The sequence below is a fragment of the Chryseobacterium sp. sg2396 genome, assembly GCF_042610505.1.
In the GTDB taxonomy this organism is placed as follows: Bacteria; Bacteroidota; Bacteroidia; order Flavobacteriales; family Weeksellaceae; genus Chryseobacterium.
Genome location: NZ_JBHGAQ010000006.1, coordinates 151,485 through 165,208, shown reverse-complemented (window position 1 = coordinate 165,208; position 13,724 = coordinate 151,485). Strand labels below are relative to the sequence as shown.

General features: G+C 41.5%; 11 protein-coding genes. 2 read left to right on the top strand and 9 right to left on the bottom strand.

Translation table 11 applies throughout. The features are described from left to right. Nucleotides 1–42: 42 nt before the first annotated feature. Complete coding sequence (locus ACED20_RS08530; protein ID WP_378104178.1) at nucleotides 43–2,106, bottom strand: T9SS type A sorting domain-containing protein; 2,064 nt, start codon at nucleotides 2,104–2,106, stop codon at nucleotides 43–45. A 105-nt stretch (nucleotides 2,107–2,211) separates the two neighbouring features. Then, complete coding sequence (locus ACED20_RS08525) at nucleotides 2,212–3,252, bottom strand: T9SS type A sorting domain-containing protein (protein ID WP_378104176.1); 1,041 nt, start codon at nucleotides 3,250–3,252, stop codon at nucleotides 2,212–2,214. A 128-nt stretch (nucleotides 3,253–3,380) separates the two neighbouring features. Between ACED20_RS08525 and ACED20_RS08520 the strand changes: the two genes are divergently transcribed. Next, entirely contained in the window at nucleotides 3,381–4,241 is an 861-nt protein-coding gene (locus ACED20_RS08520; protein ID WP_378104174.1) for a helix-turn-helix transcriptional regulator, read from the top strand. A 317-nt stretch (nucleotides 4,242–4,558) separates the two neighbouring features. On the opposite strand, the gene ACED20_RS08515 is transcribed toward ACED20_RS08520, so the two are convergent. The 3 genes from ACED20_RS08515 to ACED20_RS08505 form a co-directional block, all read right to left on the bottom strand. Beyond that, nucleotides 4,559–4,861, bottom strand: a complete 303-nt coding sequence (locus ACED20_RS08515) for a hypothetical protein (protein ID WP_307454973.1) — start codon at nucleotides 4,859–4,861, stop codon at nucleotides 4,559–4,561. 115 nt (nucleotides 4,862–4,976) lie between these two features. After that, on the bottom strand, nucleotides 4,977–6,041 hold the full coding sequence (locus ACED20_RS08510) for a serine hydrolase domain-containing protein (RefSeq protein WP_378104172.1): 1,065 nt from the start codon (nucleotides 6,039–6,041) through the stop codon (nucleotides 4,977–4,979). 79 nt (nucleotides 6,042–6,120) lie between these two features. Next, nucleotides 6,121–7,728, bottom strand: coding sequence for a fumarate hydratase (locus tag ACED20_RS08505; protein WP_378104171.1), 1,608 nt, complete (start codon nucleotides 7,726–7,728; stop codon nucleotides 6,121–6,123). A gap of 310 nt (nucleotides 7,729–8,038) precedes the next feature. Between ACED20_RS08505 and fumC the strand changes: the two genes are divergently transcribed. Further along, a complete protein-coding gene (fumC, locus tag ACED20_RS08500; protein WP_294219902.1) occupies nucleotides 8,039–9,433 on the top strand; it encodes a class II fumarate hydratase in 1,395 nt (464 codons plus the stop codon). Nucleotides 9,434–9,710: 277 nt separating this feature from the next. On the opposite strand, the gene ACED20_RS08495 is transcribed toward fumC, so the two are convergent. From ACED20_RS08495 to ACED20_RS08480, 4 genes are all read right to left on the bottom strand, one after another. Further along, nucleotides 9,711–10,748 carry a PorT family protein gene (locus ACED20_RS08495; protein WP_378104170.1) on the bottom strand — a complete coding sequence of 346 codons (1,038 nt, stop codon included), beginning with the start codon at nucleotides 10,746–10,748 and terminating at the stop codon, nucleotides 9,711–9,713. Between the two features lie 32 nt (nucleotides 10,749–10,780). After that, the gene (locus ACED20_RS08490; RefSeq protein WP_345766756.1) at nucleotides 10,781–11,413 is read right to left on the bottom strand and encodes a hypothetical protein; all 633 of its coding nucleotides are present in this window, start codon (nucleotides 11,411–11,413) and stop codon (nucleotides 10,781–10,783) included. Next, entirely contained in the window at nucleotides 11,400–11,960 is a 561-nt protein-coding gene (locus ACED20_RS08485; protein WP_294237811.1) for an RNA polymerase sigma factor, read from the bottom strand. The genes ACED20_RS08490 and ACED20_RS08485 overlap by 14 nt, the downstream gene beginning before the upstream one ends. A 178-nt stretch (nucleotides 11,961–12,138) precedes the next feature. Then, entirely contained in the window at nucleotides 12,139–13,359 is a 1,221-nt protein-coding gene (locus ACED20_RS08480) for a cysteine desulfurase (RefSeq protein WP_345766757.1), read from the bottom strand. Nucleotides 13,360–13,724 lie beyond the last annotated feature (365 nt).

Here is a 13,724-nt window from a genome sequence, read left to right as displayed (position 1 = left end):
TTTACAAAGTCTTCTGTCAATCAACTAAATATGGACGAAAATTTAATTCTTAATTACTTTTTTGGAAATGGCCTGCTGCTGACCTTTTAATTTTATTTCTATCATATACATTCCTTTAGGCATTCCCTGCATATTGATCTGGTTTCCTGAAAACTGAGCCTCTACTTTCTGCCCTACTGCATTTGTAATGTGTACGGCCTCAATTGATGAATCTGATTTAATATTTAAAATTCCATTGGTCGGGTTCGGATATACCTGGATGGGTTTTACAGCAAGGCCAATGTCAGATGTAGCCAGTGCAGAAAAATCTTTCATACATCTTACCGATTCTCCCTGACCTCTCGGACCTCCGGAAGCCGGCGTTACGATTGATGATCCGACATATAAAAATTTGCCTCCGGAATTCGCTGTGTCGGAACTCCAGAAATACCCGCGCTGCCCGACAAAGGTAAAAGCTCCTGAAGTATTGCTCCTGTATCCTCCGGCCGGCAGTTTTAATCGGCTTGCATAAGCGGTTGCCGGATTATTGATTCCTTCTGCACTTACCAGGGTTCCCCATTCCGCCGAAGTCGGAAGTCTCCAGCCCAGACTTATTGCCTTGCAGGGATCTGCTCCGGTTGCTGCATTTACCGAAGATGGAGAATCAACATTCCATTGGTCACTGGTGGCATTTGTTGACCACCAGGAAGCAACCCCTGAACCAATCACAAAAGCATTGGTTCCGGCTAATCCGTCCGGTGAATTTACAGAAGGAGTCGCTGCCGCTGCCGAATTTCTCAGCTGATGGCCATCGTCCCATCTTCCCCACTGAAAAAGATCGCCGTAAGAACCAGCATCATCGAAAGAGGCTGCCACCCGGGCACTTCCCAGATTCTGCTGAAGCCAGATTTTTCCATCTGCCGCTCTCACCGTTGTATAACTAACCTGCTGCCCTCTGTAATTGAATGTTACACAGCCCACATCTCCCGGATTGTTCCCCGGATCCATGTTATTACAAGCCGGACTAAGCGAAATCCTTTTCACTTTTGTTCCGTTTTGCGAATACGCCAGAACGAGATAATTATTTGCTTTGTCATAGGCTAGATCATTGTAAACCGCCTGTCCGTCGGAAATGAAGTTTCCGCCGAATGCTCCCCAGGTTTGGGTGGCAGCGTTCAGTTTATAGACTGTATTTCTCGAAAAATCATCATTCTCCCATCGGCTGGCCACGACATACGGATCTCCCGTATTGGTAACGGCAATAGCCAAATGCTGTACCCTGCCACTGGAAAAGTTAGCATTTCCCAACTGCGACCAGGCTGTTCCGTTGAATTTTTTTACATTTAACTTCTGTCCGTTGGCGGAATTGGAAACATAAGCCACATACAGATTATTATTCGCATCGATCGCTATATCTGAATTGTACTGTTCGCTGGAAGATGCGGCATCCACAATACTTCCTCCCACTAAAGTCCAGCTGTCTGAAGAAGTGGCTGTTGTTATATTTTCGTATACTTTTACACCTCCGGAGACATTGCAGGTGTAGACTTTATTATTAGTGCCAATCACCATTTCCGCAAAAGATGCTCCGCCGGAAAACCCGGTATTTCCGACCTGCTCCCAGGCTCCGTTTACATAACGCTGCACCATTCCCGAATTGTGGGTGGAATAGGTAAAAAGAACATTGGAAGGAGAAACAGCCGATGCCTGATAATTTACCATAGAGGTAGTGGGATTTGGCAGCTGCGACCAGGCCGTTCCGTTGAATTCCCGAACTTCCAGACCGGTTCCCTGGTTGGTATAATAAATATTTCCGTTCGGGGCCCATGACAGGGAATTGTATGTCGCATAACTATTGGTAATCCCGGGACTGCCACCGACGTATGACCATGAACTTCCGTCAAACATCTGTACCGAACCTTTAGCCGCTGTCACATCATAATAAGAAAGAAAATATTTTCCTGACGGACTTATGGCCAGATTGTTAAAACTTGTTCCACCCGTAGAAACCGTTGATATTCCTCCGACATTTTCCCACTGTTGAGCGTAGGAATAATTTGCAGCTGTAGTAAGTAATCCTAAACTTACCCCGATTTTTTGTACTGCATTATATAAATTTTTAAACATAATCAATCCTTTTTATTTCTAAATTCTATTTAATCTTTTATGAAATTATTTTTACCCAAAGAGATCATCATTTCCGAACATTTAATGATTATCACCCATTGGGCATTACTTTTTCAGAATTTTTCGGGAAAGTGTTTTTCCGTCTTTCAAATGAATTTCCAGAAAATAGAGTCCTTTCGGAAACTGTTGTAGATCAATTCTATTTTCAGAAAATTCAATATTTAATTTTTGTCCTGCCGCGTTGAACATCATCACATTTTCAGCAGGAGTATCTGTTTTGATGTTTAAAATACCGTTGGTCGGATTAGGATAGACGCCTGTATAAGACTTTCCAAAGTCAGAAGTTCCCAATATGACTGAAGTATTTTTAATGCATCTTACGGACATTCCCCCATCTCTTCCTCCACTATTGGTAAGTGCAGAATACTGGCTGATATACAGATGCTGGCCGGAACCGGCATAAGGCGATGATGAAGAAGACCATAGATAAAGCCTGATTCCCGGTGAAAAGATTCCGTTGTAGTCTTTTATACCTGCAGGCACCAGCTTCAGGTTGCTGGCAAGCGCGGAACTTGTGTCCGAAATATTTTCCGCTGTAAGAACAGTCTCTATTTCATTTACTGTAGGAAGCCTCCATCCGGCTCCGATGGCTTTGCATGGATCTGCTCCGTTTACCGCAGTGACAGAAGAAGGGCTTGATGCCGTCCACTGATTATCCGGGGCACCTTCCGACCACCAGTTGGCCGATGAATTATAACCTGCCGAATAAAAACCTGTACTGTTACCGCTGAGTCCGGAAGGATTATTCGGTGTAGGAGCGTTCGCCTGCAGGGCGGAATTCCTCAGCTGATGGCCATCATCCCATCTTCCCCACTGGAACAGGTCTCCGTAGGCTCCGGTATCGGTTAATGACGAAGCTACCGCGCTACTTCCCAGGTTTTGCCGGAGCCAGATCTTTCCGTCCGCGCTTCTTACCGTAGAGTAAGTCACTCCCTGTCCCCGATAGACGAAAGACACACATCCTGTATTTCCGGGAGTGTTTCCCGGATCTGTATTGTTGCAGGACTGTGCATCTGCGTACCCTGATAGTATTAATACCAAAACCGCCAGCCCTGTTGTGCAAAAAGAAGTAAATAACTTATTCATCGCAAATATTATTTTTATTTATTCTAAATTATAATTAATTTTGCGCAAAAGTATTGGACTTATTGAAGATCAGATTATCATTAACAAACTTTTTGTTATCGTATTTGTACCATTTTTAAAACCATTGTATGAAGAATCAGGAATTATTGTTCAGTTCTGAAAACATCAACATTTTTCTGAAGGAAAGGTTGTATACAGGTATGTTTTCCAAATCCAATATGACAGCAGGCAGAGCAAGCTTCAACCTTCTTTTTTTTCTAAGCGAAAATATTCACCTCAGTGCCGAAGGCTGCGGAACGGAATTCCTGTTTAAAAAAAACCAGTATATCCTGCATTATTCCCGTGAAGAAAGCACTGCCGAATTGTGGACGGAAGATGAAGGGATGCTCAGATACTTACAGATCCAGATCAATTACGACTATATTTCAAACCTCATCAATCCGGAATCCAATAAGGAAAATGCCGAGATTCTGGAAGGCATGATCCGGAACCGTTATATTTTCCTGCATAGGCAAACGCCTCCTTCTATGACAGTGGAAATGCACTTCATTTTAAAGGAAATTATTAGCTATTCCAAAAAAGGAGTGCTGCAAAAATTGTTTGTCGAAGCTAAAATGATCAAGTTGCTGCTCCTTATTTTTGAACAGTTTCATGAAAAAAATACGTTGGAAGAAGTTCCCCGGACTCCTTCCGTGATTAAAAAATTTATCGATGAGAATTACCACAGAAATATAAAAGTTGAGGAGATCGGGAAACTGATCGGGATCAATCAGAACAAGATCCGGAAAGAATTTAAAGCACAGTACCATCTTACGGTAAGCGATTATATGTCAGAACTGAGAATGCTGAAAGCCAAAAAGCTGATCATTGATAAGAAAATGATGATCAAAGAGATCGCCATTGAATGCGGATATGAGTATGTCCAGAATTTCACCCGCGCCTTTAAAAAGAAATTCGGCGTTGCGCCGGAAAAGCTCAGGACGGAGTAGTTTTGCAAAGACCAGGTTGAAAAGGCTGGAAGAGGGAAGCCGGATGCTGGAAGTTCGTTGATAAACGTATTATTAATGGTTTTACATATCAAACGATTTTGCTATTTTCTATTAAAGATAACTTTATTTAAAATTGATGAGTATCTTCCTTTTTCAGTTTATTTACTTTTTTAAATTACCTGAAATCAGGTAGATGCTGTCGAATTTGCGTTAGTTTATTAATTAAAAAAACCACTTAAAATAAGTGGTTTTAATATATGTTGTTTTGCTTTGATATTGCTTTTTCAGAATTCAGGTGAAAAAGCAATGACAATCAATTAATGATGTCCTTTTTCGTGGCTGTCATGACCATGATCATGAATAAACGGGCCATGACCTTTAGGCTCGTTGTAAATTACCTCTACACCTTCCTGCTCATACACCATTTTGCTTCTGATGTCTTCAGGATTGAACGGCTTCACTTTTCCGAAGTATTCTTTCAAACCTTCCGTTAACCATAACGGGATAACAAATCCGAAGAACATGAAAATACACCAGAACCCTACAAGGAACATAATGATGAAAAATACGGTCCAAAGGAACTGATAAAACGGCCAAAATGCTGATAAAATCGTTATCATTTTTCTTAAAGATTTTAGGCAAAAATAGGACTTTTTATTTTTTTACACAAAATATACACATCCTATTTTATTATTTATTTTGATTTTAAACTAATCAGGAGCGAATACTGTTCCGTTATTGCGGGTTCTTCACGACAAGCCCTGCCATATCTTTTATGATCTGGGTCGGGGAATGACAGTCACAATTGCTGAATCCTACAACATAGATGTCTTTTTCCGGGATATAGACCGCCATGGATTTGAATCCGAAAACACTTCCTCCGTGCTCTCTGTCGGGTACTCCTTTAATGTCTTTCAGATGCCATCCGTAGCCGTAGGAAAATTCTTCACCGCTGTTGAGCTTATATTTGGTAAATACTTTTCGGGTATGGGCCGCATCCAGGATAAGGTTGCCATTGATGGCTTTCTGCCACTTCAGCATATCTTCCACGGTAGACATCAGCGAACCGGACGCAAACGGAACACTGAAGCTAATAACTGTTTTATTGACAAAGCCATCGCTTTTTTCATGATAGCCATAGGCCCTGTTCTTAATAATTTTCCGGTCGCTCGCATAAAAAGAATGGTTCATTCCTGCTTTTTCAAAGATGTTTTTCTTAACGAAATCTTCATATTTTTCACCGGAAACCAGTTCGATCAGGTATCCCAGCAATACATAGCCGGAATTGTTATAGTCGAACTTCTCCCCGGGTTGAAAATCTACCGGCTCATTTTTAAAAAAGTCTACCATCATTTTTGGAGACATTTCTTTCTGGGCAATTTCCGAAAGGGCTTTCATTTTGGTGAAATCCTTAATACCCGAAGTATGCGTTAAAAGATGATGAATGGTAATTGTATTTCCCGAAGGATAATCAGGAATATATTTAGAAACGGGATCATTTACCTTCAGTTTTCCCTGTTGCTCGAGAATAAGAATTGAAACTGCCGTAAACTGCTTGGTCATGGAACCGATTTGGAAAACATTATCGGTAGTCATGTCGACATTCAATTCAAGATTGGCTTTTCCAAAAGCTTTTTCGTAAATAATGTTACCCTTTCTTGAAACCAGAAAGGCTCCGCCCGGAGCATTCGGATCCTTAAATCCTGTTTGTATAATGCTGTCAATCTTTTGAGTAAGCTGAGCAAATGATAAATTAATAAGAGCAATGCTTAATAGTAAAGCGAGAAATGTTTTTTTCATGATACTAATTGTATTGCAAAAGTAGCTTTTAAAAAAGTACCATGCAATACAAAGTAGTATTTATTTTATAAATTGTTCTTTAGTGCGCCAGATCCGCAAAGAAATCATTCCCTTTATCATCGGTAATAATGAACGCCGGGAAATCTTTCACTTCGATCTTCCGTACCGCTTCCATGCCTAATTCTGGGAAATCTACGACCTCAACCGAAAGGATATTGTCTTTCGCCAAGATGGCAGCAGGCCCTCCGATGGATCCTAGATAGAACCCTCCATATTTACCACAGGCGTTTGTAACGTCCTTGCTTCTGTTTCCTTTGGCCAGCATGATCATGCTTCCGCCGTGGCTCTGGAATTCATCCACATACACATCCATTCTTCCCGCAGTTGTCGGTCCGAAACTTCCTGAAGCCATTCCTTCCGGTGTCTTTGCGGGCCCCGCGTAATAGATCGGGTGGTTTTTGAAATATTCCGGCATCGGCTGGCCGCTGTCGAGGATCTCCTTGATCTTCGCGTGGGCAATATCTCGTGCAACGATTAGTGTGCCGTTTAATTTTAATCTTGTTTTGATCGGGTATTTTGAAAGTTCGGCTAAAATTTCCGGCATCGGTTTGTTCAGATCGATTTCCACCGCTTCTTCAAGGTGTGGCGGCGTTGCCGGTAAAAATCTTTTCGGATCTACTTCCAACTGCTCCAGGAAAATTCCGTCTCTGGTAATTTTTCCTTTGATGTTACGGTCTGCCGAACAGGAAACCCCCATTCCCACCGGACAGGATGCGGCGTGGCGCGGAAGCCGGATCACCCGTACATCATGCGTAAGGTATTTCCCTCCGAACTGCGCTCCGATGGCACTTTCCTGGCAGATCTTCTGTACTTTCGCTTCCCATTCCAGGTCTCTGAAAGCCTGTCCGGCATCGTTTCCTTCTGTCGGAAGATTATCGTAATATTTCGCGGATGCTTTTTTTACGGCAGCCAGGTTCGCTTCAGCGGAAGTCCCTCCGATCACCAGAGCCAGGTGGTAAGGCGGACAGGCCGCAGTTCCCAAATCCGAAATTTTTTCTTTGATGAATTCTTCCAGAGATTTTTCGTTCAGCAACGATTTTGTTTTCTGGTAAAGGAACGTCTTGTTGGCAGAACCGCCTCCTTTGGTTAAGAATAAAAATTCATAATAATCTCCTTTTTTAGCATAAATATCGATCTGCGCCGGAAGGTTGGAACCTGAGTTCTTTTCATCGAACATCGTCAAAGGCACCACCTGGGAATACCGTAAGTTTCTTTTCTGATAGGTATTATAGATTCCTTTGCTTAAATATTCACCGTCATCAACGCCTGTATATACATTTTCCCCTTTCTTCCCCATCACGATTGCCGTCCCGGTATCCTGGCAGGACGGTAAGGCACCCTCTGCTGCCACTGCCGCGTTTTGCAACAAATTGTAGGCAACAAAACGGTCGTTATCCGTTGCTTCAGGATCATCGATGATTCTTCTCAGACTTTCAAGGTGTGAAGAGCGAAGCATAAAAGAAACGTCCGCCATGGCTTCTTCCGCCAACAATTCCAACCCTTTCGGATCAACGGTTAAAATTTCGCGGTCTCCCAGTTGCTCCACTTTTACATAGTCTGAGGTAAGCTTCTTATACACCGTATCATCTTTCTGAATCGGATACGGATCCTGATATCTAAATTCCATTTACTTTTCTTTGGCTGCAAAAATAAAACATCGTGAAAAAAGCATGAGCAAAATCAGTGACTTAGATTGATATTTATAATGATTATAAATTGCGAATGTTTGAGGCAATGATTAACTTTAGGAAAACTTTTTAAACCACAAAAGGCACAAAAGTTTTTGTGGCACATTAGTCACATAAGTTTTAAGTTAAAAATTTGAGCACAAGAGAACACGTGAGTAAAAATCAAAGATTTCATTTTCTCAATATCAATCTTAAAATTTAAACCGAATTTTTATGCTTTTTATGGTTAAATTAAATCTATCCATCACAATGAATTACAGAATAGAAAAAGACACCATGGGTGAAGTACAGGTTCCTGCCGACAAATTCTGGGGAGCCCAGACCGAACGTTCCAGAAACAATTTCAAGATCGGACCGGAAGGATCCATGCCGCATGAAATCATCGAAGCTTTTGCATATTTAAAGAAAGCCGCAGCCTTTGCCAATGCCGATCTGGGCGTTCTCCCTGCTGAAAAAAGGGATATGATCGCTAAAGTATGCGATGAAATCTTAGAAGGAAAGCTGAATGACCAGTTTCCACTGGTGATCTGGCAGACCGGCTCCGGAACGCAGTCGAATATGAACGTGAATGAGGTGATCTCCAACAGATCGCATGTAAACAACGGCGGTGCGCTGGGAGAGAAGGCGGAAGTACATCCGAACGACGATGTCAACAAATCCCAGTCTTCCAACGATACGTATCCTACCGCAATGCACATCGCCTCTTATAAAAAAGTGGTGGAAGTGACGATTCCTGCGGTTGAAAAATTACGGGATACTTTAGCTGAAAAATCAGAAGCTTTCAAAGACATCGTTAAAATCGGAAGAACCCACCTGATGGATGCAACTCCATTGACTTTAGGGCAGGAATTCTCCGGATATGTAGCCCAGCTGAATTACGGGATCAAAGCACTAAAAAATACTTTACCTCATCTTTCCGAACTGGCTTTGGGCGGAACGGCAGTAGGAACCGGTTTAAATACGCCGAAAGGTTATGATGTAAAGGTAGCTGAATATATTTCCCAATTTACCGGACTTCCTTTTGTAACGGCAGAAAATAAATTCGAGGCACTGGCCGCTCACGACGCGATCGTTGAATCTCACGGTGCCTTAAAGCAACTGGCTGTTTCCTTATTTAAAATTGCCCAGGATATCCGTCTGCTGGCTTCAGGGCCACGTTCGGGAATCGGGGAAATCCACATTCCGGAAAATGAGCCGGGATCGTCCATTATGCCGGGGAAAGTAAATCCTACCCAGAATGAAGCCATGACCATGGTTTGCGCGCAGGTTTTAGGAAACGACACCACGATTTCATTTGCCGGAACGCAGGGAAATTATGAGCTGAATGTTTTCAAGCCGGTGATGGCTTACAACTTCCTGCAGTCGGCCCAGCTTATTGCCGATGCCTGTATTTCATTCAACGACCACTGTGCAGCCGGTATCGAACCAAACCATGAAAGGATTAAAGAGCTGGTGGACAAATCATTAATGCTGGTGACTGCACTGAATACCCATATTGGTTATGAAAATGCCGCGAAAATTGCAAAGACCGCCCACAAGAACGGAACGACTTTGAAAGAGGAAGCCGTGAACCTCGGTCTTTTAACTGCCGAACAGTTTGATGAGTGGGTGAAGCCTGAGGATATGGTGGGAAGTCTGAAATAATAAATAAGGTTACATAATTGACCTGAGTCCATTTAAAATTTAACCACAAAAGGGACAAAAGATATTCATGCCTGATAAAAGAAACCGAATGCTTCATGCTGAAAAAGCGTTCGAAAGTTTTTAAAAATCTTTGATTTTTATTTTTTGGAACTTTAAAATTCAGGATATCCTCATTAAATTTTGTAACGTAATAAAAGCTCATATCAATATAAAAAACGCCGGAAATGAAATTCTCCGGCGTTTATCATTTAAATATGAATAAATCATGGGTGTTTTTTTACCACCACAATGCTACTCCGAAGATTAATGCTTTATCATTCTGGAAATTTCCGTTTCTAAAGAAATTTCCGAAATCTTTTTTCACGAAGATGCTGAAGTCGTTATAGGAAACCGTAAACTGTCCTCCGTAGATGAAAGGGCTAACTTGGTACTCACTTCGGTCGCGGTTGCTGATCCCCTCGCCTTTGATGATGTTGTTGGTCGACATTTTAATTCCCCCATAGATATTGGCTCCGATTCTGAATCCTTCTGAATAATCCAGGTACTGCACATCCATGCCGGCATTTTTCAGCTTTGAAAAATTATACTGTAATCCCAGCGGAACGATAATATATCCGGTTCTCAGCTTACTTTTGCTTAATCCTTTGTCGTAGTTAGCAAGATATACGTTGGAACCCGCATCTTTTGCCACAAACATATTATTGTCGATGCTTAGCGTTCTCCAGGAAAACCCGATTCCTGAAATCAGACCCAGACGGCTGGTTCTGCCAAACTGATAATTGAATTTCAGACCAAATTCAAAATTTCCTGCGTAGCGTAAATTCGTATCCAGTGCATTGTCCGGCTTATCATTCGTAAGGCTAATAATTCCGTAAGAAACATAGGGAGAAAGATCTTTGGTAGGCCTGAACTTTTTCAAAAGCCTTTGTTTTACTTCTTCATTGGAAGCTATGTCGGAATTCAATAAAGAATAGCGCACCTGCTTCTGGATCACAGAATCCATATCGAATCCAAGCGCCTCAATCCGCTGGTCTATTTTCTGAGAGTAAGCATCTGCAATGAGCGACTTCTGTTTATCGAACTCCGCTTTGTCCAGATTTTTCGACTGGAGCTCAAGCAATTCCGCTTCCATCAATTTTTTTTCTTCCTGAATGATGGCATCGATCTCCTTTGCATATTCATCCACTTTCTCCTTTACGATCGGGCTTACTTCGGTATCTTCTTTCGGCTGAAGATTGAAAACCGGCTTCTTCTGGGCAAAACCCGTTGTTGATAAAAGGCATACAAAGCCTATCATGATAAATTTCTTAATCATATGATCCGTTTTTAATTGTTAAAAAGTAAGGGTTAATTTCTGTTTAGATCAATCGTAGCAACATTGCTTTTTCCTTTGGTCTTTTCGATAACATCTTTGTGTTCAACAGAAAAAAGCAGAGTGGAAGGATCTACATACCGTTTCTTTTTCACCTGGATTTTAGCAGAATCTGTCTGCGCAATAGCCTTTTCCGCTTTGATGGGTGAAATCTCCGATATGATCTGTGTTGAATTCTGCCTTAAGGCCGAAAGCTCTTCCGGTTCTATGAAATGCTGTGAAGTCCGCTCCTGCAGATTATTTTTTCTATCAGCCGATCTGTTCCCTTCCGCAATTTTTTCTTCTACAGGTGCAGCAGCCAGCTCCTCGGCATTTCCCTTTTGAGCAGCATTTCCTATAGTACTTTTAACGGAAGGCGTGGCGGCAGTACGAATTCTGTTTTCAGAAGTTTCAGCAGGATTGCTTCCTGTATTAAAAAAGAGCACGATTCCTAAACTTGCGGTTAAAATGAGGCAGGCAGCAGCCAATAACCAACTGATGGCGGGTTTTGATTTTTTTATTGCAGACTGGCTTTCAATTTCAGACCAGAGATCTCTTGTAGGGGCGATTTCCCTTTCTTCGATCTGTTTTTTGATCTCTTGTTCTATATTGTTTTTAATAGTGTTCATTTTGCAGTGTTTTTTGTTGTTGAAAATAAATTTTTCTCATTTTTTCTTTGGCCCGGAACAGCTGTGTCTTGCTCACTGCTATAGAGATCTGTAAGGCATCGGCAATTTCCTGGTGCGAATAGTCTTCAAAGACATAGAGGTTGAAAACCATCCGGTACGCATCCGGAAGCTGATCCAGCAGTTCCTGTGCATTGAAGTTAAAAACAGGATCCTCTTCATATACTTCTTCGAGATAAGCCGGGTTGATATCATCCAAATAAAACACCGTCTTATGGCTTTTGATAAAATTGAGGCATTCATTTACCACGATTCTTCTCGCCCAGCCGTCGAAACTTCCTTCGTTTCTGAAGCTTTCCATATTTTTAAAGATCTTACAGAATGCTTTGATGACACAATCTTCCGCCTGATACAGATCCGTAATGTAGCTTCTGCTGATGCTCAGGAATTTCTTTACATTCTGATCATAAAAAATTTTCTGCGCTGCCGGGTCCTGCCTTTTCAGGCGGCTCAGCAAATCATCTTTTTTATTTCCAAACAGAAGCTTCATAATTATCTTGTTTCTATTAGTAAGACAAAGAAAAACCGAAAAGGTTACAGCATTTTAAAAAAAATTACTTTTTAATTAAAAACTTTATGTATCCAGACTGCAAAAATACATTGACTGATTTAAAAACGGCCAGAAAAATTTCTGGCCGTTCCTATGATATTTATATTTAATGGTATGATTAACCCAGCATTTTCTGTGCTTTTTTAACACCTTCCACCAATATGTCAATCTCATTAAAGGTATTGTATACCGCAAAGCTTGCGCGTACGGTTCCTGCGATATTAAAGAAACTCATGATCGGCTGTGTACAGTGGTGACCTGTACGTACCGCAATTCCCAGTTTGTCCAGGATCATTCCGACGTCCGAAGCGATCCCGATGCCTTCCAGGTTAAAAGAAACAACCCCGGTACGGTTTGCTTTTTCACCATATACTTTTAGCCCTTCAATTTCCAGGAGCTGTCTCTGTGCATATTCCAGCAATGCATTTTCATGGGCTCTGATGTTTTCATGACCTGTCTGCAGGATGAAATCCACTGCGGCTCCCAGCGCAATATTTCCGCCGACATTCGGAGTTCCCGCTTCATATTTGAAAGGGAGTCCGGCATAGGTCGTCTCTTCAAACGAGCAGGTGGCGATCATTTCCCCACCTCCATGGAATGGCGGCAACTCTTCAAGGATTTCCTGTTTTCCGTATAAAATCCCGGTTCCCATCGGCGCGTACATTTTGTGTCCTGAGAATACGAAAAAATCGCAGTCCATTGCCTGGACATCAATAGTAAAATGCGGTACCGACTGAGCTCCGTCGATCACGATATAAGCGTCACTGTTTTTACGGGTTCTGGCAATGATTTCCCCTACCGGATTAATAACACCCAAGGCATTGGAAACCTGGTTCATGGAAACGATCTTCGTTTTTTCACTCAACAACGTATCGAAAACATCCAGCTGAAGAATCCCGTTCTCATCCATCGGGATGACTTTCAATTTGGCTCCGGTTCTTTCGCAAAGCAATTGCCACGGAACAATATTCGAGTGATGCTCCAGATACGAAATGATGATCTCATCGTCCTTCTTTAATTTTTGGGTTAAAATATAAGAGATCAGGTTCAATCCTTCTGTTGTTCCTTTGGTAAAGATGACTTCAAAATCATGCTTTGCATTGATGAATTTCTGAATCTTTCTTCTGGAACGCTCCATTTCTTCCGTTGCCAGCTGGCTCAACGTATGGATTCCTCTGTGTACATTGGCATTAAGCTCTTTATAATAAGTTTCCCAAACCTTCAGTACCGAATCCGGCTTTTGGGAGGTCGCTGCATTGTCCAGGTAAACCAACGGTTTACCGTTCACCTTCTGGTCTAATATAGAAAACTGACTTCTGATTTCCTGAATGTCAAACATTTATTACATTTTAAATTAAAACGTCCTTATTTAGAACTCTTCAAATTTACGGCTTTTTTTCCAAAGGGAAACTGACGGTTGTTAGCAATACATTGTAAATCAATAGAAAGATTCAATGGACTAAATGTATATTTTTATTTTAACGCTAAGTATCGCAAAGACTGGATCGTTTTATTGTGGATATTTTTTTTGCGCAAGGGCGTTGCACTCAGCAAATGATAACCATTTTATTCAATCATAAAAAATTAAAATCCGAATACAATAATGATCAATAGTTCATCTTTGACTATCAAATCCTTTATTGCAAAAACCGTTTCATTATAAAAAAACCTGCCAATAAAATTGACAGGTTTCCATATTTCTAG

What these genes read in the sequence shown, in the direction of transcription:
- ACED20_RS08490 (WP_345766756.1), bottom strand. Translation starts at nt 11,413, where the DNA reads ATGAACACTATTAAAAACAATATAGAACAAGAGATCAAAAAACAGATC.
- ACED20_RS08485 (WP_294237811.1), bottom strand. Translation starts at nt 11,960, where the DNA reads ATGAAGCTTCTGTTTGGAAATAAAAAAGATGATTTGCTGAGCCGCCTG.
- ACED20_RS08520 (WP_378104174.1), top strand. Translation starts at nt 3,381, where the DNA reads ATGAAGAATCAGGAATTATTGTTCAGTTCTGAAAACATCAACATTTTT.
- ACED20_RS08495 (WP_378104170.1), bottom strand. Translation starts at nt 10,748, where the DNA reads ATGATTAAGAAATTTATCATGATAGGCTTTGTATGCCTTTTATCAACA.
- fumC (WP_294219902.1), top strand. Translation starts at nt 8,039, where the DNA reads ATGAATTACAGAATAGAAAAAGACACCATGGGTGAAGTACAGGTTCCT.
- ACED20_RS08480 (WP_345766757.1), bottom strand. Translation starts at nt 13,359, where the DNA reads ATGTTTGACATTCAGGAAATCAGAAGTCAGTTTTCTATATTAGACCAG.
- ACED20_RS08515 (WP_307454973.1), bottom strand. Translation starts at nt 4,861, where the DNA reads ATGATAACGATTTTATCAGCATTTTGGCCGTTTTATCAGTTCCTTTGG.
- ACED20_RS08530 (WP_378104178.1), bottom strand. Translation starts at nt 2,106, where the DNA reads ATGTTTAAAAATTTATATAATGCAGTACAAAAAATCGGGGTAAGTTTA.
- ACED20_RS08505 (WP_378104171.1), bottom strand. Translation starts at nt 7,728, where the DNA reads ATGGAATTTAGATATCAGGATCCGTATCCGATTCAGAAAGATGATACG.
- ACED20_RS08525 (WP_378104176.1), bottom strand. Translation starts at nt 3,252, where the DNA reads ATGAATAAGTTATTTACTTCTTTTTGCACAACAGGGCTGGCGGTTTTG.
- ACED20_RS08510 (WP_378104172.1), bottom strand. Translation starts at nt 6,041, where the DNA reads ATGAAAAAAACATTTCTCGCTTTACTATTAAGCATTGCTCTTATTAAT.